Raw genomic sequence first — 24,421 nt, 5'->3', positions numbered from 1 at the left:
GAATTGAAACGAAACAGATGAACCCTTATTTCAAAATATACCGAACGCTGCGCCCAGTCTTATTGCTTGCAATATCCGTCTGGCTGTTAAGTGCATGTACAAGCACAGGCTCTGGCAACAACCTCCTCGTTGGTGTGGCTGGTCAGGAAACAGAAACCCCCTCCACCGTTCCCAGCGACCTTCCTGAAGAACTCCCCACCAGCACACCCATCCCTGAAGCCTTTGGGCATATCATCTTTGTCTCCAACCGCGATGGACATATGAACCTTTATATGGCCACACCGGACGGCATCGAAGTGATACGCCTTACAAACGCGAGTTCGGAGGATGCCAATCCGCGCATTTCACCGGATGGAACGCGGGTCGCCTTTGTTTCCACGGTCAACGGCAACATGGATGTTTATATCTTTGACCTGCTTTCCGGCAACATCACACGAGTGACCGATGCTCCGGAAAAAGATTCCGCTCCATCCTGGTCTCCCAATGGGGTGCAGCTGGCATTCGAATCCTTCCGCGATGGAAACTTTGAAATATACATCACCAATGCAGACGGCTCGAACCAATACCGCCTCACCAACGACCCCGCCGGCGACAGCAGCCCCGTCTGGTCGCCGGTCAGCAACCAGATTGCATTTGTCAGCAACCGTTTTGGCAATGCCGATATCCTCCTGATCACGCCAAACGGATCAGTCTCCACTTTAACGACGAACTCGGCTCCAGACTCCGCCCCGGCCTGGTCACCGGACGGAAACTGGATCGCATTCAAAATATCTTCCGGCGAGCTCTCGAACATCTGCCTGATCAACCAGAACGGACTGGGGCAGCGCTGCCTGACCTCCGCTCCGTCCGAATATGGTGCACCGGTCTGGTCTCCGGACGGAAACTGGCTGGCAGTCAGTGCACGGCAAAGCGGCGGATATGGCATTAATGTTTTCAATATAACCGATGGCACAGTCCTGGAATTGTTCTCCAGCGGAATTGAACCGCGCGGCAATCCAGCCTGGTCACCGGACGGATTGCGGCTGGTCTTTCAGGCGCAGGTGGGCGGCGACATGGAACTATATACTGTTCTCATTCCAACCAATGAATTCACACGGATCACATCCATCAGCTCCTTTGATGGAAACCCGGTCTGGACCGGAAAATAAAGGGAAATATCCAAAGCATTCAATTCCCTGATAATCTGTTTGATTGAAAATATGTCTACCTTACTCTTATTTACAGTATAATTTGATTCATGCTCCCCGAGTCGCCCCTCACCTCAATCGAAAGCCGTCTGCGTTATTTGCTCCCTGCTGAAATGTACGCTTCGATGTGGGGCAATCCGTCCGTGGATATTATGATCAATGTCCACAAACACCTGCGGACGCTGCAGCGCACTCTGCATGACTACACCTCGCGGCAGATCGCGCTTAACAAACTGAAGCCCGGCGACGTGAAAACCGAATGGCAGCATGGCACGATGATGTTCACCGATCTGGCGGGTTTCACCAAGCTCATGGAGGCAAATTCCAGCAAGGGGCGTGAAGGTGCGGAAGACCTTTTGAAGCAATTAACAAAATATTTTTCGACCATGATCTCGGTGATCAGCAAATCAGGCGGGGAACTGGTTGAGTTTACAGGCGATGCCATGCTGGTCGTATTCCCAAAGAGCGAAAAGAATGACGACGGCGTGCGCGCGGTACGCGCCGGATTGCGGATGCAAAGAGCGATGAAGGAATTTGCCGAGATCGAAACGCCCTCCGGCACCGTTAACCTGCAAATGCGCATCGGCATTCACAGCGGAAGGTTTCTCACAGCAGAGATTGGCACGCCGCGCCGCATGGAACACGTATTGTTCGGCAGGGATGTGCAACAAGCCAAACTGACGGAAAGCAGGGGCCGAAACGAGCGGGTCAACCTCTCCAAAAGTGCGTACGAGCGGGTGGCGGATCAATTCAATTTTGAAGAGGGCAGTCCGGATTATTATCTGGTGGTGGACGATCTTTCGGAGAAGGCACTCGGGGAATACGAGATCACACCGGTCGGGCGGCGCATGGCCAGCAATGTCCTTCTCACCCGTGACAAAAATGAAGTCATGCTCCAGATTATCGAACTGCTTGACAGCATCGAGCCGATGGCGAGTTATATTCCATCGCCCGTCCTTTCCCTGCTCGTAGAAAGCGCGGCCGACCGAAAAATACCGCCTGATTTTCCACAACCCACCATTATGTTTGTAAATTTCATCGGCCTGCCCGAATCTGCGGACCGGGCATTGCCCGGCGAAGAGATCAAACTAGCCCATAGTTTCTCACGGGCATTTTCACTGATCAACGCCGCAGTGGAATCGCGCGGCGGCGTGTTAAAGAAAGTCACCTATCACCTGGCAGGGTCGGATATTGTCATCTATTTCGGCGTGCCGAACGCACATACAAATGACGAATTACGCGCCGCTTCCGCGGCGATTGCAATACGCGAGGTCATAAAAAACCTCAGCCTTAAGGCGCCCACCATCGGCGGCATCCAGCCGGAAATATACTGCCAGATCGGCATTAATGCTGGACCAGCCTTTGTCGCCGAAATTGGCGAACCGCGCGGACGCCGTGAATACAACGTGTTGGGAGACACAGTGAACACAGCAGCGCGGTTGATGAACCGCGCGCAAAAGAATCAGATCATCATCTCCGAACGTGTGAAGAAAGCCATCGAGGCAAAATACAAGTGCATGTCCATTGGCGAGGTTTCGCTAAAAGGCAAACATGCGCCCATGCAGTTGTATGAACTAATGCAGGAAGAAGATAAAAAATAAAAAAACGACGGTTTTTCTCCCGTCGTTTTCTTTTCAGGTATCCTTCGGCTTCCCTTTCAACTTTTCATCCAGCGCAGACCATATGCCATCAATAAGCTTGCTGCCCTCTTTTCGGCGCAGGTTCACCTTGTATATGGCTTTCCGCCCTTCCCCAATCCGAACCAGCCAGAACTGCTCGGTTAATGTTGAAAGCGCGGCGGACAAATCGTCACGGGTGAGACGCTCTGCCTCGGGCATGGCGTCCATGGCCTCACACAGTCTGGGGTAATCCATCTGCAGTTCGCGCAGCATCAGACGCATGATCTTTCGCAGGGCGGGCGGCAGTGCAGCCAGGTCCAGAGGCGTGATGCCTCCCTCCTGCTGTTTATCCTCTATCTCTTTATTCAACCGATCAAAGACTCCGGGCATGGCAACCTCTTTCAGTATCAATAAAGTTCGGGCATGCTGATCGGTTCGGGCTGCGGTTCACATTCGCCGCACCAGATGACATTCGCAACTGCCAAACCTTTGGGGGTATTGTTCGCGCCGACGAACATGGTTAAAAAAGTGGACATGGTAGCGGCGTGGTCTTTGCACACAAACCGTCCACAAAAGGAACAGGAGGCGCGGGCGGCTTCCTCACAATGCCAGCATTTCATGTTTCAGCTCCTATTTCACAGCGAGAACTACCTGCGCCACTTCACGCAACGCCTTCGACCATTCATGCTCCGGAAAGCTCAGGGAGAACAGGTCGTTACTGGCATTGTCCGCAAGGTCAAAGGAGAGCGGCAAAATGCCCGCCACCGGCGCATTGAATTTGCTTTGGATCTCATTCTTGAGTTCGACAAAATCATATTTGGGCAGGGCCTTATTGACCATCAGAATCAGGTTCGGCACATCGAGGCTGCGGGCAATGTCAACGGTCACGGAGGTTCCCTGTAAATCCTGGTTATCGGGCCGCAGGATGATGATCAAAATATCCGACGTGGCGATGGAAAGCAGGGTCTCTTCGTTCAAACCGGGATGTGTATCAATAAAAAGATAATCCAGGTCAAATTCCGTGATCGTAGTTTGCAAGCCTTCGTTCAGACGGTTGAAATCGATCCCCTCCTTCAATATCTGGCTGATCTCACGGCCGCGAATGCTGGACGGAAAAAGCCAGAGATTCTTGCCGGCCAATTTATCGCGTCCCGCTCCACCGCCGGTGTTTTCCCCGATCGAAAAACCGATTTCACGAATGGTGGCTTTTCCATGCAGGAAATCATTCATGGTCTTTCCCATTTTATTCTCATCCAGGCCAAATAGAACGTGAATGCCGGGAGACTGGATATCCGTATCCACCACGCCCACACGCTTGCCCGCCATGGCAACCTGCGCCGCCAGGTTGGCAGTGGTATTCGATTTTCCCGTACCGCCTCGAAAGGAATGGATGGAAACGATTTTACCTTTGTTCATAATGCCTCCGCATAGATAAGTGGTTACTGCTGGGCGCGCTTCTTGCGCAAAGCCTGTGCCTGTTCCTTTAGCTGCGCATAAAACTCCGTGCCGGTAATCTCTTCAAACTCCTGTTTTCGGCGTGCCTGGTCGATCTCAAAAGTAAGCTTTTCAAGCTGTTGTTTCAAACCGTCTTCACGCTCTTTCACCTTGTGCACCATGGCAAAGAACGCGGAGAGCAGCTGCGCAGCCTTGTCATCATCGGAATTGGTGTTCACCGCCGACGGCTGCGTCTGTTCAATGAAGGAGTAATCGCCTTCAGCAATCTTTTGCGACCAGTCAATGGCCTTTTCAATATACGTGGTGGAAAAACGCAGGCGGTCCGAATAACTGCGAATGATCGAAAGGGAAACATCCGGGCGCTGGTTAAGTATCCTTTCAAAAACATCCTGCTTCAATTCCAAAACTTGCGCGTCTTCCAGGGCGATCACAGTGGCGGAGCGCGTACTGCGGTCAAGCAGAGCCATTTCACCGATCGTCTCCCCGGGACCGCATTTGTTGATGATCAACTCATCCCCCTTCGAATCCTCGGTCACGATCTTCACCCAGCCGTGTTGGATAAGAAAAAGAGAATCACCCACATCCCCTTTTTTCATCAGAATATCACCTCTCGCCAGCATGCGCGTGGATGCCTTTTGGGCGACATCGGCAAGCACGTCATCCGTAAGTCCGCTAAATATACTCGTCTTTTTCAAGTGTTCAAGGATATCTTTGCTCAACCTTCATCCTCCTCTGACCTGGATGATTGTACACGACTGGAGGCGCGGTCCCACAATCCGCCACCTTTTTGACCTGTACTTGACTCGGCAACCCGGAGATTGATCGCGTTCCAAATCTTTACATCCGCGGAAAGATACACGCTTCTCACAAACATCATGCAGTAAAAACCGACCTCGTTCCGCAGAACATCCACTTCCTTTTCGAGGGCATCGATGATCTTCCCGATCTCGGCTCTTTTACTTTCATTCGGTGTCGACTCAAGTAATTTTCGCTTTATGCCCATCTCGGCCTGATTAAGGATGATTTTCTCAACCATTGGGACCTTGTCCGCACCAAACTGTTTCCCCACGGGAATGAGCAATTCCCTCAACTCCTCGATATTCTGAATGGCTTTCACTTCCTGCCGGGTAACGCGGTCGTCACCGGTGGCCAGTTTTTCCTGCATCCAGTCCTTCTGAACGTTAAGTCCGCGCTTGATCACAAACCAGATCAAGCCAAACCCCACGGCGCCAAAAATGACCGCAAATACCAGGAAGGTGCCCGCACTGACCATTGTATTGAATGCCATATGAATGGATATTGAAAAGATATAACCAAATAGAACAACCAGCCAGCCCCGCGAACCGGAATCACCCCGCCGGTAGGCCAGCGCCGTGCCGATCAACCCGCTTGCCGTGGCATGGACCAGGTTGGTGGAGAATACACGCGCCACAGCAACCGTCAGCGCGATCTCGGGGTTTCCCATCACATATTCGTAGTTTTCAATAATGGCAAAACCTATTCCCGCCCCAAACCCATAGAGTGCGCCATCCACGACATAATTAAAGTCAGCGCGCTGAACGAGGTAGATCAGGATCAGGGCCTTCAGCAGTTCTTCCACAATGGGCGCGGTGATGCGTACAACCTGGTCCCAGGTGACCCAGCCGGCATTGACCATGGCAGGGTTGATCTGCGCTGCAAAATAATAGGCAACCAGACCCCAGATCAACGTAAGGAAATTAATGTAATATTTGCCCGTGCGATACAGGTTCAGCCTGCGCAGGACCAGCAAAAAAAGGGGGGGGACAAGAAATGCAATACCCAGCGAAATGGCAATCATCATGGGGGAATAATACCGTATCTATAAATGACCTGCAAGGAAGCTAAATAATAAAATGGAAGCGGCAACAAGTCTGGCTGTTGCCGCTTCCATCACATCAAATTAATAACCGCGAGAGCCTGGCTCCTTAGACGGCGACCATTGCGACCACTTGTCAGTGGATGGATGGCTGGTGATCTCGTAAATATCACTGCCGCCCTGCCACCAGGTTGAATAGATGTTCGGATCACCATTGCGTGTGGAGGTGAAAGAGACATCCGTACCGCCGCAATTCCATGAAGGGGACGAGTCCGCGCCACCGAAATCGGTCAATTGATATTCAGTGTTGGTCTTCAAGTCGTAGGTGAATATGTCGGTGTTGCCGCCAATTGTCAACTGATATGCGATGCGGTTTCCTTCCGGCGACCATGTCGCATTCCCGGCATTTCCGCCAATGGAGATTTGTTTGAAGGCTTTGCCCTGCAGGTCTGAAACGTACAGATCCCAAGTGCCGGTAACATTGACGAAGAAAGCCAGCTGCTTGCCGTTCGGCGACCAGCTTGGGAACAATACATCGTTCGAGAAGGATGTTACCTGGTATTCCGTACCAGTGGAAACATTAAATATGTACACATTCCAGGAGCCTGTACGATTTGACTGGAATGTGATCCAATTCCTGTCCGGAGACCAGAAGGGATTGACATCATCTGCCGCATCCGAGGTCAACTGCACTTCCTGGCCGGTATCCTTGTTCAACAGGAAGATGTCCCAATTTCCGTTGCGGTCACTCTGGTAGATTATGGACTGGTTGTCCGGACCAAACATTGCATTGATATTATTCGAATTGGTTTGGGTCAGGCGATTTTGTGATTTGCCCTGGCTGTCTGTCAGATACAACTCAACATTGCCGTCACGGTCGCTCTGGAATACCACCCATTCATTGTTCAGTGAACGGCTGGGACGCGAGTCCATTGAATTGCCTTTGCTCAGGTTGATCGCCTCAATACTTCCCAATCCTTCGATGCCGTCAAGACGAAAGACATCCAGAGTGCCCGAGCGGAAGGAGTGGAAAACGATCCAGTTCGGGCAGGCGGGAACATCCACGCCTTGCTGATTCTTCACATACTCCACCGGGGGTGCCGGGGGGACTTGTACAATCGGAGGAGGAGGCAGAATGGGAGGATCAATTGTAGGAGGATCAACCACTGGGGGGTCACCGGGAGGAGGATTGACCGGCGGGTCATTTGGAGGCGGGAGAATATCCTTCGGAGTACAAACCGGATCTACTTCACCTTGGGCGGCCCGACAATTGGCATGCAGACTGCCCTTTACAGGATTGCCCCTGCCATGATCCCCTTGACCGCAGGGGAGTTGGTTTTCATCCAAACACGGGTCGGAGGGATCTTGTTTCGAGCCGCGTACATCCACTCCACCGGGGTTTTGGGTATTTGGATCACCGGTGCCGGGTTGACTGGGTCCGGATCCGCCGCCCTGATTGCCGCCGCCGCCGCCCTGGTTGCCACCGCCACCACTGCCCTGACTGCCGCCACCGCCGCCGCCCTGGTTGCCGCCACCGCCGCCGCCCTGGTTGCCGCCACCGCCGCCGCCCTGGTTGCCGCCACTGCCCTGGTTGCCGCCACCGCCGCCGCCCTGGTTGCCGCCACCGCCGCCGCCCTGGTTGCCGCCTCCCCCGCCCTGATTGCCACCGCCGCCTTGGTTGCCGCCTCCCCCGCCCTGATTGCCACCGCCGCCTTGGTTGCCACCACCACTGCCTTCAAGACCCTGCGCAGGCGCACAGGCAGAAAGCACAAGCGACAAAATAGCCACCAGCGCAACAATGACGAAAAGGCCTCGCATCCTGTTATTCTTTTTCTTTTTTGAAATGTTCATTTTTTTTCCTTTCATTCATTAAAATTGTCGGGTTATTCAAAATTTTCAGAGCTCAATCCGAATAATCCAGACATGATTAACGCCGTGAAATAGGGATACCTTTATTTGCGGCGTATGATCCAAAAAATGACGAGAAGCATGCCTGCCAGCCCAACCGCTATAAAGTAATTAACTGGATTGGATGCCGCCCCTGTTGTGGACGAGCCGGAAGGGGTGATCGACGGGGTGCTGACAACCAGCACAACTAAAACGACGAGAACGGCAAACGCCAGCCCAAGTTTTTGGGGGAATTCCCTGCCAAACCATTTCTTCCAAACAGATGGTTTCTCCAACAATTCCTCACGGCGAACGCGGGCTTTGAGGCGCACGTACATTTGTTTGACAGAGGCATCCTCCAGCGGGGCAGGGGGGGTGGCCCGGCTCAAACGGAGGACCGTTTCCTTGAGATGAAACAGTTCATCGTCCAGGCTTGAGGCGGTTTTCTCCACGTTCCCTGCCAGCACGTGATCGGTAAAATCCGCCAGGCGCTCATCTTGCATCGAATAGGGATGTTTTTCAGGTTGTTGCATATTATTTTTCCAGATGAGTGCGAAGCGCGGCAATGGCTCTGCGAAAGAGGGATTTGGTTGCTTCAAGGTTCTGGTTTGTAAATTCGGCAATTTCATTGAACTGCATGTCTTCCGCAAAGCGAAGGAGGATGACTTCCCTGTAATTCTCAGGCAGGACCTGGAGCGCCCGGTGAAAGGAGATCCTCTCGTCCATTGCCATGGATGTGTTACCCGCCGTTGCACCGGATGCTTCAGAGAGCGAGGCCAGCGGCGGCTCCTGCTTGCGCGTGCGTTTTCGATAAAACTCGGCCACCTTATGGTTCGTCAGCGTGCGAAGCCACGTTCCAAATTTCGAATCTCCGCGGAACGATGTGATCGATTTCAAGGCGGCGATGAATATCTCCTGGGTCACATCTTCCACGTCATTTTCAGGGACCACATAGCGCACCCGCTTGTAAACGTTCGGAAGATGGCGGTAATACAGCAGGTCGAAGGCTTCCACTCTGCCAGCCTTGAAGTGCTGGATCAGAATTTCATCGCTGGCGTCCGGGGGTATTGGGCTGGATGTGTGTTCCATAAAATTAGTGGTTGAAAGGCATAAAATAGGGTTGTTCTGGGTGTTCCTAAAAAGGTTCCGATGAATATATCATAAAGGGCGAAGGAAAAGTAGGGAATTGACTTTCAGGTTAGTTAGGCTATAATCACCCCAATATCTCTGTTTTGGCAAGCCTATCACAAACTTGGAGAGGGAAGATGTCCAAAATCATATCGATTCACTCGTTTCGTGGAGGAACCGGGAAATCCAACACCACGGCCAATATCGCAGCGCTCCTGGCGATGGATGGGGCACGCGTCGGGGTTGTGGATACAGACATTGCATCCCCGGGTATTCACGTGTTGTTCAATCTGGACGAATCAGAAATGGTTCACTCCCTGAACGATTACCTGTGGGGAAAATGCACTATTGAAGATGCGGCGCACGATGTCACGGGGCATGTCGGCGGCGAGATCAAGGGACAGATTTTCCTGATCCCATCCAGCATTAAAGCCGGCGAGATCGCGCGCATCCTGCGGGAAGGATATGATGTCGGCCTGCTCAATGACGGCTTCCGTGATGTCGTTGAAAAACTTAAGCTCGACTATCTCCTGATCGACACACACCCGGGTCTTAACGAGGAAACCCTGCTTTCCATCGCCATTTCCAACGCCCTGGTCATCATCCTGCGCCCGGACTCGCAGGACTACCAAGGCACCGCCGTCACGGTGGATGTTGCCAAGAAACTCGATGTGCCGAACATGCTCATGCTGGTCAACAAAGTCCCCACCACGTTTGATTTTGATGATGTGCGCACCCGCGTGGAACAGACGTATGGCGCGAAAGTCGGTGCCGTGCTGCCGCATTCCGATGAAATGATGACACTTGCCAGCTCCGGCATTTTCTCCATCCGCTTCCCGGACAACATTGTGACCAAGGGTTTGCGCAGTCTCGTTGACCAGATTAAGGATTAAGGCAGTTCCGGCTGAAAGAGGTCGCCATGAGCGAATCGCTTTTCAGAGTTGCGATCAAGGAACTCAAGGAACGCAAGGAGGATATTCGACCGTCGGATGTCGTTCTCTTCTCCGAGCCTCTTCGTTCAGCCCTGAACCATGTCGTTCGCCTTGGGCGCTTCAGCCTGTCAGAGTTTACTGAAAAACTTGAGTTTACGCGAGACCAGGCCAAACAGGTCGCCGACCTGCTGGTAGCCCGCAACCTGTTTGAAGTCTCAAGGTTTTCAAATGCAGAAGAGACCTTTTTCGAAGCGCGCCTCTCAGCTCTGACACGTCCACTCAAACGACCCTCCCTCGATATCTGGAAAAAAATAGATTGAACTTCACCCGCCCAAACAGGGCGGGTTTTCATTTCGGCTATAATGCGGTCATGGCAGAAAAACCATCCACCCGTTATGAAGAACTCAAGGCGCAGGTCAACTTTCACAATTATCGGTATCACGTACTGGATGCGCCCGTCATCAGCGATCTGGAATACGACCGCCTGCTCAATGAATTAAAAAAAATCGAGACAGAACACCCGGACTGGATCACTCCAGACAGCCCCACGCAGCGCGCCGGTGCCAGGCCTGCTGACCGTTTCGATAAGGTCCGCCACCCCGCCCCTATTTTAAGCCTGGCGAATGCGTTTGGTGCAGAGGATGCCCACGCCTGGCTGGAACGCGTCAAAAAATTGGACGACCGTGTCGAGAAGGCCAATTTCGTGGTCGAGCCCAAAATCGATGGGTTGTCTGTTGTCCTGCATTATCGCGACGGCATGTTTGTACAGGGCGCAACCCGCGGCGATGGAGAGGTGGGCGAGGACATCACCTCCAATTTGAGAACCGTTCGCGCTATTCCATTGAAAATTCCCATACAGACCGAAAAACAATCCTCGCTCCCCGATCCTCCTTCTTATTTGGTGGTGCGCGGCGAAGCGTTCATTCCGATCAAGGAATTTGATGCATTAAATAAAAAGCTCGAAGAATCTGGTGAGAAGACCTATCTCAACCCGCGCAACACAGCGGCGGGCTCGCTGCGCCAGCTTGACCCCGTCCTAACCGCTTCACGCCCGATCACCCTGCTCGTTTATCAGATCATATATTCCCAGGGCGGAAAGATTCCCGCTTCGCAATGGGAGATCCTCGAATATCTCAAATCACTGGGCTTCCCGGTGACGGACATTGCCAAACGCTTCAACGACCTCGACTCAGCGCTTGCCTATACTGAAACTTTCAATGAGGGACGCGACCGGCTCCCTTATGAAGCCGATGGTATGGTCATTAAGCTTGACGATTTGACCCTCGCCGCAGACTTGGGGTTCGTGGGCAAGGATCCGCGCGGTGCGATTGCATTCAAGTTCCCCGCGCGCGAGGTGACCACGACCCTTGTGGATATTGAAGTGGAAGTGGGACGCACGGGCGTTCTCACTCCGAAAGCGGTGTTGGAAGCGGTGGAGATCGGCGGTGTGGTTATCCGCAACGCCACCCTGCATAACTTTGATTTCATCGCAGAGAAGGACATCCGCGTGGGAGACCGCGTGCTGGTCAAACGCGCAGGCGAGGTGATTCCGTATGTGATCGGTCCCGTGGCGGCTGTACGTTCCGGCAAGGAGAAGACCTACAAGCCACCGGCAAATTGTCCCGCGTGTGGGGAGACAGTGGAACACTTCGAAGGCGAAGTGGCCTGGTACTGTGTCAATGCGGCATGCCCGGCGCAGCTCGTCCGCAATGTGGAGCATTTCGTCTCACGCGGCGCAATGGATATAGAAGGTCTGGGAACGGAACTTGTAAAGATATTGATCGAAACCAATTCGATCAGTGATGTCGCTGATCTATTTACACTCACCATCGAAGATCTGGCAGTTATCAATGAAGAGTTGAATAAAAAACGAAAAGCCAAAAATCCGCCCAAGACTTCAGCGAAATCAAACACTAAGAAAATACCTGACAAGCGTCCTGAAAAACTGTTTAATGCCATTTCGGATGCCAAAAAACAGCCCTTGCATCGCTTAATAATCGGGGTGGGGATTCATGGCGTTGGTGAAGTTATGGCAAAGGACCTGGCTGCAACCTTTGGGGACCTGGACAATCTGTCAAGCGCGACCAAAGAAAGCCTGATGGAAATTGAAGGCGTTGGCCCGAATATTGCCGAATCAATTGTAGATTGGTTCTCGACGGCAACAAACAAGAAACTGCTCAAGAAACTAAAAGAAGCAAATGTATGGCCCTCCGAGAAGAAAAAAGCATCTTCCAGCGCAGGAAAACTTTCAGGAATGACATTTGTGGTGACAGGCACACTGCCTACATTATCACGCGACGGCGTGAAGGAATTCATCGAGAGCAACGGCGGCAAGGTGACAGACAGCGTGAGTAAGAAAACGAGTTATCTTGTGCTGGGTGAAACCCCCGGTTCCAAATTTGAAAAGGCAAAATCGCTGGGTGTAAAAATCATTGACGAGAACGGGTTGAGGAAATTGACCGGATAATTTTTTCTTCAACTGGACAGAAACTTTCCCCTCGACTACACTTACGCCATTCTGTTTCGGAGGACTTAAATGGATATTCATAACACGGACAATGCCGCGACACGGCGCATCGCCGCCCTTAAGACGCGCGTAAGCACCATGAAAGACCACGATTATTATTTTTACAACCAGCCCGTTGAAGAGCTTTTGGATGGGATGAAGGTACGTGTCAATGGACGGGTGATGGGAATGTACGCTTCATATTCCTATCTGGGCCTGGTCGGCCACCCGCGCATTAACGAAGCTGCCAAAAAAGCCGTGGACCAGTGGGGCACCGGCACGAACGGCGTCCGCACCCTGGCCGGAACGCTGACCCTGCACAATGAACTGGAAGAGACAATTGCAAATTTCAAGCATACGGAAACTGCGATCACCTATACATCGGGGTATGTGACCAATCTCACTGTGATCTCCACTTTAATGGGACGCGGCGATTATATCTTCTCGGACAAGATCAACCACGCCTCCATCGTGGACGGCTGTCTCATGTCCGGTGCGGAATTCCGCCGCTTCCGCCACAACGACATGGCGCATCTCGAAGGCCTGCTAAAGAACGCGCCGGCGGATATCGCCAAACTGGTCATCGCGGACTCGGTCTTCAGCATGGACGGCGACGTCATTGACCTGCCAACCATGGTGGACCTTTGTAAAAAATACAGCGCCTGGCTTATGATCGATGAAGCCCATTCCGTCGGTGTGCTGGGGGAACGCGGCACGGGCATCGAGGAACACTTCGGCATGGGCGACGTGATCGACATCAAAATGGGCACGCTCAGCAAAACGATCCCCTCCGTGGGAGGCTATGTGGCAGGCAAAAAGGATCTGATCGATTACCTGCGCCACGGAAGCCGCGCTTATATCTTCTCTGCAGCACTGCCTCCCGCGCAAGCCGCCGCCGCGAATGAAGCCTTCAAGGTCATTTTGGACGAACCCTGGCGCATTGAAAGACTCAACGAAAATACCAAGCAATTCATCGGCGGATTGAAAAGCATGGGTTTCGACACCCTGCTAACCGAAACAGCCATCGTCCCTGTGTTGTGCGGAACAGACGAACGCGCCTTCGAACTCACCAAACAATGCCAGGAGAATGATGTCTTCGTTTTGCCTGTGGTTTCCCCCGCGGTGCAGGAGGGCATGGCCCGCCTGAGGGCCACGGTCACCGCCGCGCATGACCCAAGCGAAATCGAACGCGCCATGGACGTCATCTACGAAGCAGGCAAGAGAATCGGGATGGTCAAGTAAGCCGGCGGGCGGTCCAGAGCAATCAGTTACCATTTAAAGTTGCCTGCATCCCTGCAGGCAACTTTTATTTTAGGATGGCACGGTCTTTTTCGAAGATCTCCATATCCCCGTCATTATTTCGCCTTTTTGGCAAATTCACGCGGCTTGCAGATCAACATCAGGTGCAGCAGGTATGGGATTCTCCTCCAAAAAAGAAAATGCCAGTCAAGGAGAAGCAGGCACCCGTTGGGAAAGAAACGGCGGTTTTCATCCTGATAGGTCCTGATAGAATATTTATAACGCACTTCTAACACAGGCTGTGTACAATGACGGTATTGCAAAAAAGGAGCACGCTATGAAATGGCAGTTCAAATTAGGCACGTTCGCAGGGATCGATGTTTTCATCCACACAACCTTCCTGCTTCTCATCGGCTGGGTAGGGTACAGTCACTGGCTGGAACACCAGAATTGGGGCGAGGTGGTGAAGGGCGTCGGTTTCATCCTCACGCTTTTCCTGTGTGTCATTTTACATGAATATGGCCACGCACTCACGGCCCGCAGGTATGGGATTAAGACACGTGACATAACGATCTACCCCATTGGGGGCGTGGCCCGCTTGGAACGCATGCCTGAGAAACCAATGCAGGAACTGCTGGTCGCAGTAATGGGACCCGCTGTGAACCTGGTCATCGCACTGGGATTGTTTGCGTATCTTTTCGTGACGTCGAACCTGGTGCCCCTTAACCAGTTAACCGTTGCCTCCGGCAGTTTTCTCGAGCGCGTGTTGATCATAAACATCATTCTCGTGCTGTTCAACCTGTTACCTGCCTTCCCCATGGACGGCGGGCGTGCCCTGCGCGCCATTCTCGCGATGAACATGGACTACGTCCGCGCGACGCAGATCGCCGCAAACATTGGGCAGGGCATGGCGTTCCTGTTCGGGTTCATAGGCCTGTTCTCCAACCCGTTCCTGCTCTTCATCGCTTTCTTTGTGTGGATCGGCGCCTCCCAAGAGGCCAGCATGGTGCAGATGAAGAACGCCATCAGCGGAATCCCCGTCGGGCGCGCCATGCTGACGGATTACAAATTCCTCTCGCCGCGGGACCCGCTTTCACGCATGTCACAATTGATCCTGGCCGGCTCGCAGCACGATTTCCCAGTCATTGACGATGACCGCGTGGTCGGCATCGTTACGCGTGACGATTTCCTCGCAGCCCTCACACAGCACGGTCAGAATATCGCCGTCTCTGCTGTGATGAAAAGCAGTTTGCCTGAAGTGGATTCCTACGAAATGGTGGAGACCGCGCTGCAAAGAATCCAGGAGGCAGGCGTGCCCGCGTTGCCTGTCACCCATGCGGGACAGCTGGTCGGCATCATCACTGCCGAGAACATCACCGAGTATTTGATGATCCGCTCCGCGCTGAGAAATGCGGCGAGTGGTATAAATGGGATATAAAATTCCCCGGATCCTAAAGGCTTTCCCCTATCGGGGACTTTGCAAATCTTTAGGATCTTGTAATTAATTCAGGAAACAATGAACTGGCATACCCTTGAAACCAAACCTGTGCTGGATGAACTGGCTTCATCTCAAAGTACCGGCCTGACTTCGCAACAAATAAGTGAGCGCGCCGAAAAATACGGCGGGAACGAACTCATCGAACGCGGCGGGCGCGGCCCGCTGCAAATTTTATGGGAACAGATCACCGCCACGATGGTATTGATCCTCATCGCCGCGGCGTTGGTGGCCGGCTTGCTTGGCGACACAAAGAACACGGTTGCCATCCTTGCCATTGTGGTGCTTTATGCCGTGCTTGGTTTCGTTCAGGAATACCGCGCCGAACAGGCAATTGCCGCGCTCAAGAAAATGTCCGTGCCGCATGTGCGTGTGCTGCGCGACGGGCAATACCAGGAACTCTCCGCGCGGGAGCTTGTGCCCGGCGACATCCTCCATCTGGAAACGGGCAACGTCATCCCAGCGGATCTGCGCCTGCTCGAAGCGGTCAACCTGCGGATCCAGGAAGCCGCGCTTACGGGTGAATCTGAACCCATCGGAAAACATACCGCCGCATTATCCAATGAAGAACTCCCCCTCGGTGACCGTCGCAACATGGCATACATGGGGACCACCATCACCAAGGGGCGTGGGCTGGGCATCGTCGTTACCACGGGCATGCAGACCGAACTTGGCAGGATCGCCGATCTCATTCAACAGGTAAAACAGGAACAAACCCCTCTTCAACGCAGGTTGGATGGGCTTGGAAAAACGCTGGCAATCCTCGGTGTCATCATTGCGGCACTCATATTTGGTCTTGGCGTGTGGCAGGGCAACGAAGTCCGTGACATGCTGTTGACGGCGGTCAGCGTGGCGGTTGCCATCGTGCCGGAAGGGCTGCCTGCGGTCGTCACCATCACGCTCGCGCTCGGCGCGCAACGCATGCTGGGGCGCGAAGCCTTGATCCGCAAATTACCCGCCGTGGAAACGCTGGGTTCGGTCACCGTCATCTGCTCCGACAAAACCGGCACGCTCACAGAAAACAGGATGACGGTGGTCATGCTGGATGTGGCGGAACACGCCATTGACCTGACCGAAAAAATAGGACGCGATGGTTCGCTTCGTGCCACGGGAGGGCTGGGTGCGCCGGTCCAATCATCCCTTTCGCTGGCGGCAATTGGCGGCGCGTTATGCAATGATGCGAAACTGATCGACACCGGCGATGACCGCTTCCACACACTCGGTGACCCAACCGAAGGTGCATTGGTCGCCGCCGGCGCGAAGATGGGCTATTGGAAATCAACGCTTGATTTGTCATTCCCGCGTGCGGCGGAACTTCCATTTGACTCAGAACGCAAACGCATGACCACTGTCCATCATTTGGGGAAATATGATCCCACCGTGCTTTCAGGCCTGGAGATCGGCGACAAGCGGTACATCGCCTTTACCAAGGGCAGTGTGGATGGACTGCTCGACATCGCGAGCCATGTCTGGGTGGAGGGAAAGTCTCTAAAACTGGACTCGGGTTGGAGATCAAGAATTGAAGCGGCGAACGAACGTCTCGCCAAAAAAGGGATGCGAGTCCTGGCTGTCGGATTCCGTCTGCTGAATTCCATCCCCGAGATCATCCAAACCGACCTCGAACAAAACCTGACGATCGTCGGCATGTTCGGCATGATCGACCCGCCGCGCCCGGAAGTGCGGGAGGCGGTGGCGACCTGCCGCGCCGCGGGTATTCGGCCTGTGATGATCACGGGTGACCATCCCTTGACGGCCATTGAGATCGCGCGTCAACTGGGCATCACGGAAAGCGGGCGCGCATTGGCTGGCGTGGAGATCGAAAATTTAAGTTTCGATGAATTAAAAAATGCCGTCGAGGAAGTAAGTGTGTTTGCGCGCGTTGCGCCGGAACATAAGCTGAAGATCGTCGAGGCTTTACAAGCGAATGGACACATCGTTTCGATGACAGGCGACGGCGTAAACGACGCACCCGCGCTGCGCAAGGCGGATATCGGCGTGGCGATGGGCATCACCGGCACGGACGTTTCAAAGGAAGCATCCGACATGGTCCTGCTCAACGATAATTTTGCGACCATCGTTGCCGCGGTGCAGGAGGGACGCACGATCTACGATAACATCCGCAAGTTCGTGCGATTCAGCGTGGCGGGGAACATCGGCAAGGTATTGGTGATGCTGCTCTCGCCGTTTTTGGGAAAACCTTTGCCGCTGCTGCCGCTGCAATTATTATGGCTCAACCTGCTGACCGACGGCCTGCTCGGCTTGGGCATGGGTGTGGAGAATCCTGAGCCCGATACAATGAAGCGCAAACCATACTCCCCCACCGAAGGCGTGTTCTCGCGCGGCGCGGGCGCGCAGACGATTTGGGTTGGAGTGATGATCGGCACGCTCGCGCTCGGTCTCGGCGCATGGTATTTCTTCACCGGCCGGCCCGAATGGCAGACGATGATCTTCACCTCGCTGGCGTTCATGCAGGTCTTTCAGGCGCTGGCTTCGCGTTCGGAGAAAACATCCGCGCTGAAAATGGGATTGTTGGGCAATCCACTTTTGGCAGGGATGATGGCGCTGGTCGTCGTTTTGCAGATGCTGGTCATCTACGTCCCCGCGTTTGCCAATTTCTTTGAAGTCATCCCGCTCGGTGCAGTGGACCTGGTCATTGCGCTGGGGGCGGGCGTGGTGGTGCTGATTGCGATGGAGCTCATGAAACTGGCAAGAGAGTAGAACGAGAAACCCCGCCTTGTGAAAGGCGGGGTATTGATTAACCGATTATCCCCCGCCATAACTGATACAAACCAAACCCGAACAGCGCAAGGGACGAAGCGCCCAGCAAGCCGCGGTTGAATTTGGGACCGAGTTTCGAGGCGGTGCCAAAGGTGATGATGATCGCTGCCAACGTTCCGACCATGGCGATATAAAAACCTGCCAGGAATCCGATTCCATACATCGGAGTTTCGCGCCAGCCCGCCACCAAAATGGGACCGGTGACCAGCGTCCAAAAAATATACGCGCCGGGCGCCAATGCATTGACCATCGCCGCCCTGGGCAAGCCCGATATCTTCGATTCGGGCTGTGGGGCATTCACATCGAAGTCGCGCCATGATTTGAACGTGCCGTATGCCAGGTACAGGATGAACGTCCCGCCGCCGAGATATAAAAACCGCTGAAACCAATCAGGAACCTGGCTGAGAATCAACACGCACAACAAAATGATGGGGCCATCGCTCACCAGCGGCGCCAGCGCATTGACCAGCGATTTCTTCCAGCCGCAGGTCAGGGCTTGTGTGATGAGATACGTCTGCAACGGTCCGGGCTGGGAGGCGGCGGCGAGACCGAAGCCGAGACCCTGGATCAGGTAAATCCACATAGTAAGCCGCTATTCCCCCAGTACATATTGATCGAAGAACGCAACGACCCGCGCTTCGTATTCCCCGGCGCGTTCGGTATCAAATTTGACATGGCCGAGGACATCGTCGTACCACAATTCCTTCGGCTCATTCGCTGCTTCATACAGGAGGTGTCCGCTGTTCGGCGAAATGACGGTATCCTGCCCGCCCTGCATGAGGAAGACGGGACGCGGGCTGATAAGCGGAATCCAGCGCGTGGCATCGATCTCCTCCATTTTGATGCCCGTCTCCGCCTCCGCCCAATAGACGATCAGCGGCACGAACAGAAATTCCGGCAAGCCCGTGAAGTGTTTTACGCTGGTCGCCACCGTATCCGGCATGGACGAAAACGCGCAGTTCGCAACCACCGCTTTGATGTTCTCGTTCTGCGCGGCATACTGGATGGCAAGCATCCCGCCGTAGGAATTACCAAGGATGCCGATCTTTTCATGGTCGATATCATCCCGCGTGAGCAGGTACTGATACCACGCCTCCATATCCGACATTTCGTATACGCCGAGAGTGATGAGTTCGCCATCGCTGTAGTCGTGCGCACGGACGGAAGTGATCAGCGCGCCGTAGCCATGGCGGTGCACCATCTCCGCTTCGTTGAGCAATTCCCTGCGCGTGGATTTGTATCCATGCTGCATGATGATGACAGCGCCATTCTCAGATGGGATGAACCAGCCGTGCAAGTCCAGGCCTTCGGAATTTTCGACGATGACATCTTCGAACGGCAGGTCGTAGTCTTCGGGTGATTCACCCGGCAAATTGCGCGTCTCCATCGGCGCATGGAGCAGGTTGCGCGCTTCGGCGCGAGTCTGCCAGAGCACGCCCACAGTGACAATCAGAAGGATCTCTGCGAGTACGCCTAAAATGATTTTTGTGGTTCGGTTCATGCATCTCTCCGCAAATAAAATTTCGTCCTCATCTAGGTTCGTTATTTTTCCAAGGCCTTCTTCACTGCTTCATACACATCCACAACGCCAAAACCATAAGCATTGCTGGGATAATCGCCAGTAAAACAACCCAGGGATGTATCACCCGAATAAGGCTGGGCAGTATCAATGATGAGCTGCTCCGTCGCTTCGATATCGCCGATCAGGGCTGGTTGGGCGGACCAGATCAATGCCACCCCGCCGACGACATGCGGTCCCGCCATGGATGTGCCGCTGGTGGAGGCATACGTACCGTTCGGGAACGCGGAAAGGATATCCACGCCGGGCGCGACAATATCAGGTTTGATGCGTCCCGAGCCGTCAACGGTGACCGGGCCGCGGCTGCTGAAATCCGCCAGGTTGCCAAATTGATCGAGTGCGCCGACGGAAAAAACGGATTCATACAACGAAAGTGGCGACGCCACAGTTTCACAACTCGGACCGTCATTGCCCGTGGAAACCACCACGAAGATACCCGCGTGGCGCAAATTATCTGCCGCAACCAGCAGGGCATTCGGGTCACAACCTTCAATGGAGGGACAGCCCCACGAGTTATTCAGCACATGCGCGGCTTTGGTCGGGTCGCCATCCGAAAACGGATCACCATCCAATGGAAAGGGCGCAAGCATGAACTGCATGCAATCCAGGTACAGGGCGGGGTTGGCAAGGTTGCGATCTAAATTCACACAACCCATCCATTGCGCCTTGGGTGCAATGCCGATTCCATTCGCACCCAAAATCGTGCCCAGCGTGTGGGTGCCGTGCCCGCCTTCGTCATTCGGGGACGTTGTGCCATCCCACGGATCGAACCAGTTGTAATCGCCGCCTGAATTCACCCCACGATATTGCCTTGCGACCGCGGGGTGGTTTCCATCCACCCCTGAATCAGACTGCCCCACAATGATCCCTTCGCCGCGCACATTGAATTCATCCCAAACTTTATCCGCGCCGATCATAGAAATATTCCACTGGACACCAGCGGGCACCTCAGAGAAAGGCCCGGAGACGGGTTCATCGTCAGGGGCAGCACGCAGGCGCGGGCTTGGAATGATGCGCTCCACTTCGTGGCGGGTCATCAAGAAGAGCCGCATTAATGTCCCGCCGTGCACCTCCATCGAGTTTTGTAAATAATACGGCGTGTACTTAACGCCGATTCGATCAAAGATGGTTCGCAATTCAGCCTGCGAGCTGCCGGCGTGTTCGGTCAATTGTTCGTATGCATAAGCCAGGCGCGCATCGCGGTCTTTTATCTTCACCGCATCCGAAATATCCGCCTGATCTTTGAAGATGATAAAAAGCCGGTCACTGTAATTTCCCGGATTACCAAAGAGGAGGAAGAGCGCGATAACAAGCATCCATACAACGCCGCTCCCCGCCCACCCAACCGCCCGCTTCGTTTTCGACCCCGAGCCTGCCGAGGCAAACTGGCGCACGATCAACGCGACGATACTGGTTCCCCAACCGATCACCAGCGCAATCCCAACCGCCTTGGATGCCGCGCTGAGAATATCGCCCAGCAGGATCGTCAACTCGGTGGGGTCGAACATCGCCAGCCCGGCAAACGCAAGGATGCCCGCTGATGCTGTGACGGCAATCCGAGAAGGCAGGATTGCTGCAAGTGCAAACGAAAACGCAGGCAGGAGAATAAGCAGGATGAGTTGTGAACCGTCATACCCAAGCGCGGAGGCAAGCAACGCCAGCACCGGCCCCACGCCCACGCCGTTCAGTAAAACATTTTCTGTCGAGTCGGTAATCAAGACTGCCGCAAAAAAACCGAACGCCAGTCCCGCCAGCAGGCTGAGAAACGCATCCGCGAATGAGCCGAATGAGCCGTACATCATCAGCGGCGCAATGCCAATGCCCGCGATCAACAACCCGAACGGAAGCGCGCCTCGATCCCAAGCCGATTGCGTTTTACGAAACCGTATCACGACGAATGCCGCAATCACTGCAAGCAGGAACTGTATGATCGAACCGAGTTGGTCGTTATTGGGACCCAGCGCCCGCAACAACAGGGCGGGGAATCCCATCAATGCAGCACCGAACAGCCCGGCATAGATGGGTTTGAAGCGGTCATCTGCGGTAAAACGCCACAGCAAGCCCGTAATCCCCGTCATCACAACCGCCTGCGCCGCCAGGCCGATCGGTCCCGCCCAGGCAAGGTTCTTCAAACTCAATGAGATGATCGCACTTTGTTCCATCGACCACAATATGAAATGATAGATGAACAGACAGAATGGCATGGGCAATGCAACCAACAAAAAGATGACCAATGCGGTTACACTTTTATTTTCTGGTCGATCCAGCGGGGTGTTATCAAATGTTTCGGTCATGGTTTCTCCTGGTTCAATTTTATTCCACTCCGCCCTCAACTGCTGCGATCACTTCCTCCTCCGTCGTTTTGTGCGGCTGGACTTTGAAGATCTTGAATCCCCATTGCACAGAAACGCCCACCAGCAGGGCATAGACCAGCGTGCCGATCCCCAGGGGACCTCCCAACAGCCAGCCAATGGTCACCACTGTTACTTCGATCATGGCCCGCGCCGCACGGATGCTGATCCCTGTTGTGCGCTTGATCGCCAGCATCAAACTATCGCGCGGACCCGCACCCGCATCCACACCAATATAGATCGCGCTTCCAAGCCCCATTAAAAAGATGGCAAACAGCAGCATACCGACCTGCAAAGGCAGGTTCTCCGTTACCGAAGGAATAAGCGAAAGCCATAGATCCACCCACGGTCCTATGGACAGGATATTCGCCAGCGTGCCCCATCCCATTTTTTCGCGCATCAGCACGGCACTGGTCAACACCAGAAAGCCCATGATGACTGTCATCGTCCCAACCGAAACACCGATTTTATACGCCAGCGCCACCTCCAAGACCGCCCACGCGCTCGTACCGATATTCCCGCGAATCATGAGCGTGATCGCCAGACCAAACAAGATAAACCCGAACTGAATGCGGATGAAATCCCGCACAAATGTATTCCAGCGAATTGGTTTCAACATACAACTCCTTTGACCCGCCGATGATACCATGTACAAGTATGCTGTGATACACTCGCCTCATGCCGCAGATCATCGAAAACCGACGCGATCCATTCCTCATCAGCAACGACCCCGCCCGCTTGGACATGGACGCCATCCACAATTTTCTCTCACGCGCCTATTGGGCGAAGACGCGTCCGCGCGAGAGCACGGAGATCGCATTCGTGCATTCGCTCGCCTTTGGCATCTACGAAGGTCAAAGGCAGATCGGTGTGGCACGCATTGTCACCGATCACAGCGTCTTTGCCTATCTTTGCGATTTTTTCATCCATGAGGATTACCGTGCACACGGTCTTGGCAAGTGGGCGCTCGAAACCATCCTCGATCATCCCGACCTCAAACACGTCCGCCGCTGGCTGCTCGTCACCGACGACGCGCAGGGGTTATATCAAAAATTCGATTTCGAACTCATCCCCGATCCCGAAAAATGGATGCAGCGTTTGCGTTCCTTCCCCAACGAATCATGAAGCTGACCCTTAAACCCGGACGTGAGAAAAGCCTGCTGAGACGCCACCCCTGGACGTTCGCCAGCGCACTCCAATCATTTGACGAGCCAATCGCCTCCGGCTCCACCGTTGACCTGCTCTCGTCCGAGGGACATTTTCTTGCGCGGGCATCCTACTCCCCTATTTCGCAAATCCGCGCGCGAGTGTGGACGTTTGCGGACGAACCCGTGGACAAGGAATTTTTTCGTAAAAAAATCAAAACGGGGATCGAATTACGTCGCAGGTTACAGGTCGAAGGCCAGGGTGATGCGTATCGACTCATCCACTCCGAATCGGACGGCATCGCCGGTCTGATCGTTGACCGCTATGATAATGTCATCGTCCTGCAATCCTCCACGGCTGGCGCGGAATTCTGGAAGGACACCATCGCGGATATTCTTGTCGAAGAGACAGGCATCCGGACCATCTACGAACGCTCCGACGCCGATGTGCGAGAACTCGAAGGCTTGAAACCAATCAATGGAATACTTCGCGGCACAGTCCCCGATTCTCAAATTACGATCCACGAACACAGCCTAACCTTCAAAGTGGACATCCAGCACGGACACAAGACCGGCTTCTACCTCGACCAGCGCGAGAACCGCCGCCGCGCCGGCGAATTCGCCAAAGACCGCGATGTGCTAAATTGCTTTTGCTACACGGGCGGATTTTCAATTCATGCCCTAGCCAACGGCGCGAAGTCCGTTTTATCGGTTGATTCATCCGCCGAAGTGCTCGGCTTGCTCGAAGATAATATCACCGTCAACCACCTCCCCGCGGACCGTCACATTGCCATCGAAGGTGACGTCTTCCAACTGTTGAGAAAATTCCGCGATGAAGCGCGCTCCTTCGACATGATCATCCTCGACCCGCCCAAGTTCGCGCCGACCGCCGCCCATGCGGAAAAAGCCGCCCGCGCCTACAAGGACATCAACCTGCTGGCGTTCAAGTTACTTCGGTCAGGTGGGATCCTTGTCACCTTCTCCTGCTCCGGCGGCGTGGACGCAGCCCTCTTCCAAAAGATCGTTGCCTCCGCTGCATTGGATGCAGGTACGGAAGCAACGATCATCGAGCACATGTCACAGGGCAACGATCATCCCGTCAGTTTGCACTTCCCTGAAGGGATGTATTTGAAGGGCTTGATTTGTGTAAAGGGGTGATGCGCGATGAGGATCTCCATCACGAAAATATCCGAAGGACTCTCCCCTTCTGACACCATAAATTCCATCGAATCAACCCGCTCACTGATCCTGACGATCTCCCCCAAGTGGGGGAGATCAACACA

General features: G+C 54.0%; 23 protein-coding genes. 11 read left to right on the top strand and 12 right to left on the bottom strand.

Features of this window, described 5'->3' with window-relative positions; all coding sequences use genetic code 11:
- The first annotated feature begins 17 nt into the window (after positions 1–17).
- Together QY332_06250 and QY332_06245 are read left to right on the top strand one after the other, a co-directional pair.
- Complete coding sequence (locus QY332_06250; GenBank protein WKZ37533.1) at positions 18–1,148, top strand: hypothetical protein; 1,131 nt, start codon at positions 18–20, stop codon at positions 1,146–1,148.
- Positions 1,149–1,237: 89 nt separating this feature from the next.
- Positions 1,238–2,788 carry an adenylate/guanylate cyclase domain-containing protein gene (locus QY332_06245; GenBank protein ID WKZ37532.1) on the top strand — a complete coding sequence of 517 codons (1,551 nt, stop codon included), beginning with the start codon at positions 1,238–1,240 and terminating at the stop codon, positions 2,786–2,788.
- Positions 2,789–2,821: 33 nt separating this feature from the next.
- Here QY332_06245 and QY332_06240 read toward each other — a convergent pair whose 3' ends face one another.
- The 6 genes from QY332_06240 to QY332_06215 all read right to left on the bottom strand — a co-directional run bounded on the left by QY332_06240 (position 2,822) and on the right by QY332_06215 (position 7,181).
- Positions 2,822–3,196 (bottom strand): hypothetical protein, encoded by a 375-nt coding sequence (locus tag QY332_06240; protein ID WKZ37531.1) that lies wholly within the window; start codon positions 3,194–3,196, stop codon positions 2,822–2,824.
- 17 nt (positions 3,197–3,213) lie between these two features.
- Positions 3,214–3,426, bottom strand: a complete 213-nt coding sequence (locus QY332_06235) for a hypothetical protein (GenBank protein ID WKZ37530.1) — start codon at positions 3,424–3,426, stop codon at positions 3,214–3,216.
- 10 nt (positions 3,427–3,436) lie between these two features.
- Positions 3,437–4,222 carry a MinD/ParA family protein gene (locus QY332_06230; protein ID WKZ37529.1) on the bottom strand — a complete coding sequence of 262 codons (786 nt, stop codon included), beginning with the start codon at positions 4,220–4,222 and terminating at the stop codon, positions 3,437–3,439.
- A gap of 23 nt (positions 4,223–4,245) precedes the next feature.
- Positions 4,246–4,980, bottom strand: a complete 735-nt coding sequence (locus QY332_06225; protein ID WKZ37528.1) for a cyclic nucleotide-binding domain-containing protein — start codon at positions 4,978–4,980, stop codon at positions 4,246–4,248.
- Entirely contained in the window at positions 4,977–6,083 is a 1,107-nt protein-coding gene (locus tag QY332_06220; GenBank protein ID WKZ37527.1) for a PrsW family glutamic-type intramembrane protease, read from the bottom strand. Before QY332_06220 ends, QY332_06225 begins: the two co-directional genes overlap by 4 nt.
- A gap of 99 nt (positions 6,084–6,182) precedes the next feature.
- The gene (locus tag QY332_06215; protein WKZ37526.1) at positions 6,183–7,181 is read right to left on the bottom strand and encodes a hypothetical protein; all 999 of its coding nucleotides are present in this window, start codon (positions 7,179–7,181) and stop codon (positions 6,183–6,185) included.
- Between the two features lie 225 nt (positions 7,182–7,406).
- Here QY332_06215 and QY332_06210 point away from each other — a divergent pair, with 225 nt between their 5' ends.
- Positions 7,407–7,940: a hypothetical protein gene (locus QY332_06210; protein WKZ37525.1), complete on the top strand. Its 534-nt coding sequence runs from the start codon at positions 7,407–7,409 to the stop codon at positions 7,938–7,940.
- Positions 7,941–8,050: 110 nt separating this feature from the next.
- Here QY332_06210 and QY332_06205 read toward each other — a convergent pair whose 3' ends face one another.
- Entirely contained in the window at positions 8,051–8,518 is a 468-nt protein-coding gene (locus QY332_06205) for a hypothetical protein (protein ID WKZ37524.1), read from the bottom strand.
- Between the two features lies 1 nt (position 8,519).
- On the bottom strand, positions 8,520–9,074 hold the full coding sequence (locus QY332_06200) for an RNA polymerase sigma factor (protein WKZ37523.1): 555 nt from the start codon (positions 9,072–9,074) through the stop codon (positions 8,520–8,522).
- A 176-nt stretch (positions 9,075–9,250) separates the two neighbouring features.
- Here QY332_06200 and QY332_06195 point away from each other — a divergent pair, with 176 nt between their 5' ends.
- The 6 genes from QY332_06195 to QY332_06170 all read left to right on the top strand — a co-directional run bounded on the left by QY332_06195 (position 9,251) and on the right by QY332_06170 (position 18,003).
- Positions 9,251–10,006: a MinD/ParA family protein gene (locus tag QY332_06195; GenBank protein WKZ37522.1), complete on the top strand. Its 756-nt coding sequence runs from the start codon at positions 9,251–9,253 to the stop codon at positions 10,004–10,006.
- Positions 10,007–10,032: 26 nt separating this feature from the next.
- On the top strand, positions 10,033–10,365 hold the full coding sequence (locus QY332_06190) for a hypothetical protein (GenBank protein WKZ37521.1): 333 nt from the start codon (positions 10,033–10,035) through the stop codon (positions 10,363–10,365).
- The gene (ligA, locus tag QY332_06185; protein WKZ37520.1) at positions 10,362–12,512 is read left to right on the top strand and encodes an NAD-dependent DNA ligase LigA; all 2,151 of its coding nucleotides are present in this window, start codon (positions 10,362–10,364) and stop codon (positions 12,510–12,512) included. Before QY332_06190 ends, ligA begins: the two co-directional genes overlap by 4 nt.
- Positions 12,513–12,581: 69 nt before the next feature.
- The gene (locus QY332_06180; protein WKZ37519.1) at positions 12,582–13,793 is read left to right on the top strand and encodes an aminotransferase class I/II-fold pyridoxal phosphate-dependent enzyme; all 1,212 of its coding nucleotides are present in this window, start codon (positions 12,582–12,584) and stop codon (positions 13,791–13,793) included.
- 334 nt (positions 13,794–14,127) lie between these two features.
- A complete protein-coding gene (locus QY332_06175; GenBank protein ID WKZ37518.1) occupies positions 14,128–15,228 on the top strand; it encodes a site-2 protease family protein in 1,101 nt (366 codons plus the stop codon).
- A gap of 78 nt (positions 15,229–15,306) precedes the next feature.
- Positions 15,307–18,003, top strand: coding sequence for a cation-translocating P-type ATPase (locus QY332_06170; GenBank protein ID WKZ37517.1), 2,697 nt, complete (start codon positions 15,307–15,309; stop codon positions 18,001–18,003).
- A 37-nt stretch (positions 18,004–18,040) separates the two neighbouring features.
- On the opposite strand, the gene QY332_06165 is transcribed toward QY332_06170, so the two are convergent.
- Genes QY332_06165 through QY332_06150 form a run of 4 tightly spaced genes read right to left on the bottom strand, consistent with a single transcriptional unit; the run spans position 18,041 to position 22,612 of the window.
- Positions 18,041–18,646 (bottom strand): LysE family transporter, encoded by a 606-nt coding sequence (locus tag QY332_06165; protein ID WKZ37516.1) that lies wholly within the window; start codon positions 18,644–18,646, stop codon positions 18,041–18,043.
- Between the two features lie 9 nt (positions 18,647–18,655).
- A complete protein-coding gene (locus QY332_06160) occupies positions 18,656–19,564 on the bottom strand; it encodes an alpha/beta hydrolase (GenBank protein ID WKZ37515.1) in 909 nt (302 codons plus the stop codon).
- Positions 19,565–19,605: 41 nt separating this feature from the next.
- Positions 19,606–21,936: a S8 family serine peptidase gene (locus QY332_06155; protein ID WKZ37514.1), complete on the bottom strand. Its 2,331-nt coding sequence runs from the start codon at positions 21,934–21,936 to the stop codon at positions 19,606–19,608.
- A 19-nt stretch (positions 21,937–21,955) separates the two neighbouring features.
- Positions 21,956–22,612, bottom strand: a complete 657-nt coding sequence (locus QY332_06150; protein ID WKZ37513.1) for a hypothetical protein — start codon at positions 22,610–22,612, stop codon at positions 21,956–21,958.
- Positions 22,613–22,671: 59 nt separating this feature from the next.
- Here QY332_06150 and QY332_06145 point away from each other — a divergent pair, with 59 nt between their 5' ends.
- Together QY332_06145 and QY332_06140 are read left to right on the top strand one after the other, a co-directional pair.
- Positions 22,672–23,118, top strand: coding sequence for a GNAT family N-acetyltransferase (locus QY332_06145; GenBank protein ID WKZ37512.1), 447 nt, complete (start codon positions 22,672–22,674; stop codon positions 23,116–23,118).
- Positions 23,115–24,296 (top strand): class I SAM-dependent methyltransferase, encoded by a 1,182-nt coding sequence (locus tag QY332_06140; GenBank protein WKZ37511.1) that lies wholly within the window; start codon positions 23,115–23,117, stop codon positions 24,294–24,296. The genes QY332_06145 and QY332_06140 overlap by 4 nt, the downstream gene beginning before the upstream one ends.
- Positions 24,297–24,421 lie beyond the last annotated feature (125 nt).

The organism is Anaerolineales bacterium, from assembly GCA_030583885.1.
GTDB lineage: Bacteria > Chloroflexota > Anaerolineae > Anaerolineales > Villigracilaceae > Villigracilis.
The sequence above is the reverse complement of the archived record's forward strand: the minus strand, read 5'-3'. Positions and strand labels throughout refer to the sequence as shown.

What these genes read in the sequence shown, in the direction of transcription:
- QY332_06240 (WKZ37531.1), bottom strand. Translation starts at nt 3,196, where the DNA reads ATGCCCGGAGTCTTTGATCGGTTGAATAAAGAGATAGAGGATAAACAG.
- QY332_06195 (WKZ37522.1), top strand. Translation starts at nt 9,251, where the DNA reads ATGTCCAAAATCATATCGATTCACTCGTTTCGTGGAGGAACCGGGAAA.
- QY332_06155 (WKZ37514.1), bottom strand. Translation starts at nt 21,936, where the DNA reads ATGACCGAAACATTTGATAACACCCCGCTGGATCGACCAGAAAATAAA.
- QY332_06165 (WKZ37516.1), bottom strand. Translation starts at nt 18,646, where the DNA reads ATGTGGATTTACCTGATCCAGGGTCTCGGCTTCGGTCTCGCCGCCGCC.
- QY332_06175 (WKZ37518.1), top strand. Translation starts at nt 14,128, where the DNA reads ATGAAATGGCAGTTCAAATTAGGCACGTTCGCAGGGATCGATGTTTTC.
- QY332_06145 (WKZ37512.1), top strand. Translation starts at nt 22,672, where the DNA reads ATGCCGCAGATCATCGAAAACCGACGCGATCCATTCCTCATCAGCAAC.
- QY332_06230 (WKZ37529.1), bottom strand. Translation starts at nt 4,222, where the DNA reads ATGAACAAAGGTAAAATCGTTTCCATCCATTCCTTTCGAGGCGGTACG.
- QY332_06205 (WKZ37524.1), bottom strand. Translation starts at nt 8,518, where the DNA reads ATGCAACAACCTGAAAAACATCCCTATTCGATGCAAGATGAGCGCCTG.
- QY332_06150 (WKZ37513.1), bottom strand. Translation starts at nt 22,612, where the DNA reads ATGTTGAAACCAATTCGCTGGAATACATTTGTGCGGGATTTCATCCGC.
- QY332_06250 (WKZ37533.1), top strand. Translation starts at nt 18, where the DNA reads ATGAACCCTTATTTCAAAATATACCGAACGCTGCGCCCAGTCTTATTG.
- QY332_06190 (WKZ37521.1), top strand. Translation starts at nt 10,033, where the DNA reads ATGAGCGAATCGCTTTTCAGAGTTGCGATCAAGGAACTCAAGGAACGC.
- QY332_06235 (WKZ37530.1), bottom strand. Translation starts at nt 3,426, where the DNA reads ATGAAATGCTGGCATTGTGAGGAAGCCGCCCGCGCCTCCTGTTCCTTT.
- QY332_06200 (WKZ37523.1), bottom strand. Translation starts at nt 9,074, where the DNA reads ATGGAACACACATCCAGCCCAATACCCCCGGACGCCAGCGATGAAATT.
- QY332_06180 (WKZ37519.1), top strand. Translation starts at nt 12,582, where the DNA reads ATGGATATTCATAACACGGACAATGCCGCGACACGGCGCATCGCCGCC.
- QY332_06245 (WKZ37532.1), top strand. Translation starts at nt 1,238, where the DNA reads ATGCTCCCCGAGTCGCCCCTCACCTCAATCGAAAGCCGTCTGCGTTAT.
- QY332_06140 (WKZ37511.1), top strand. Translation starts at nt 23,115, where the DNA reads ATGAAGCTGACCCTTAAACCCGGACGTGAGAAAAGCCTGCTGAGACGC.
- QY332_06210 (WKZ37525.1), top strand. Translation starts at nt 7,407, where the DNA reads ATGATCCCCTTGACCGCAGGGGAGTTGGTTTTCATCCAAACACGGGTC.
- QY332_06160 (WKZ37515.1), bottom strand. Translation starts at nt 19,564, where the DNA reads ATGAACCGAACCACAAAAATCATTTTAGGCGTACTCGCAGAGATCCTT.
- QY332_06170 (WKZ37517.1), top strand. Translation starts at nt 15,307, where the DNA reads ATGAACTGGCATACCCTTGAAACCAAACCTGTGCTGGATGAACTGGCT.
- QY332_06220 (WKZ37527.1), bottom strand. Translation starts at nt 6,083, where the DNA reads ATGATGATTGCCATTTCGCTGGGTATTGCATTTCTTGTCCCCCCCCTT.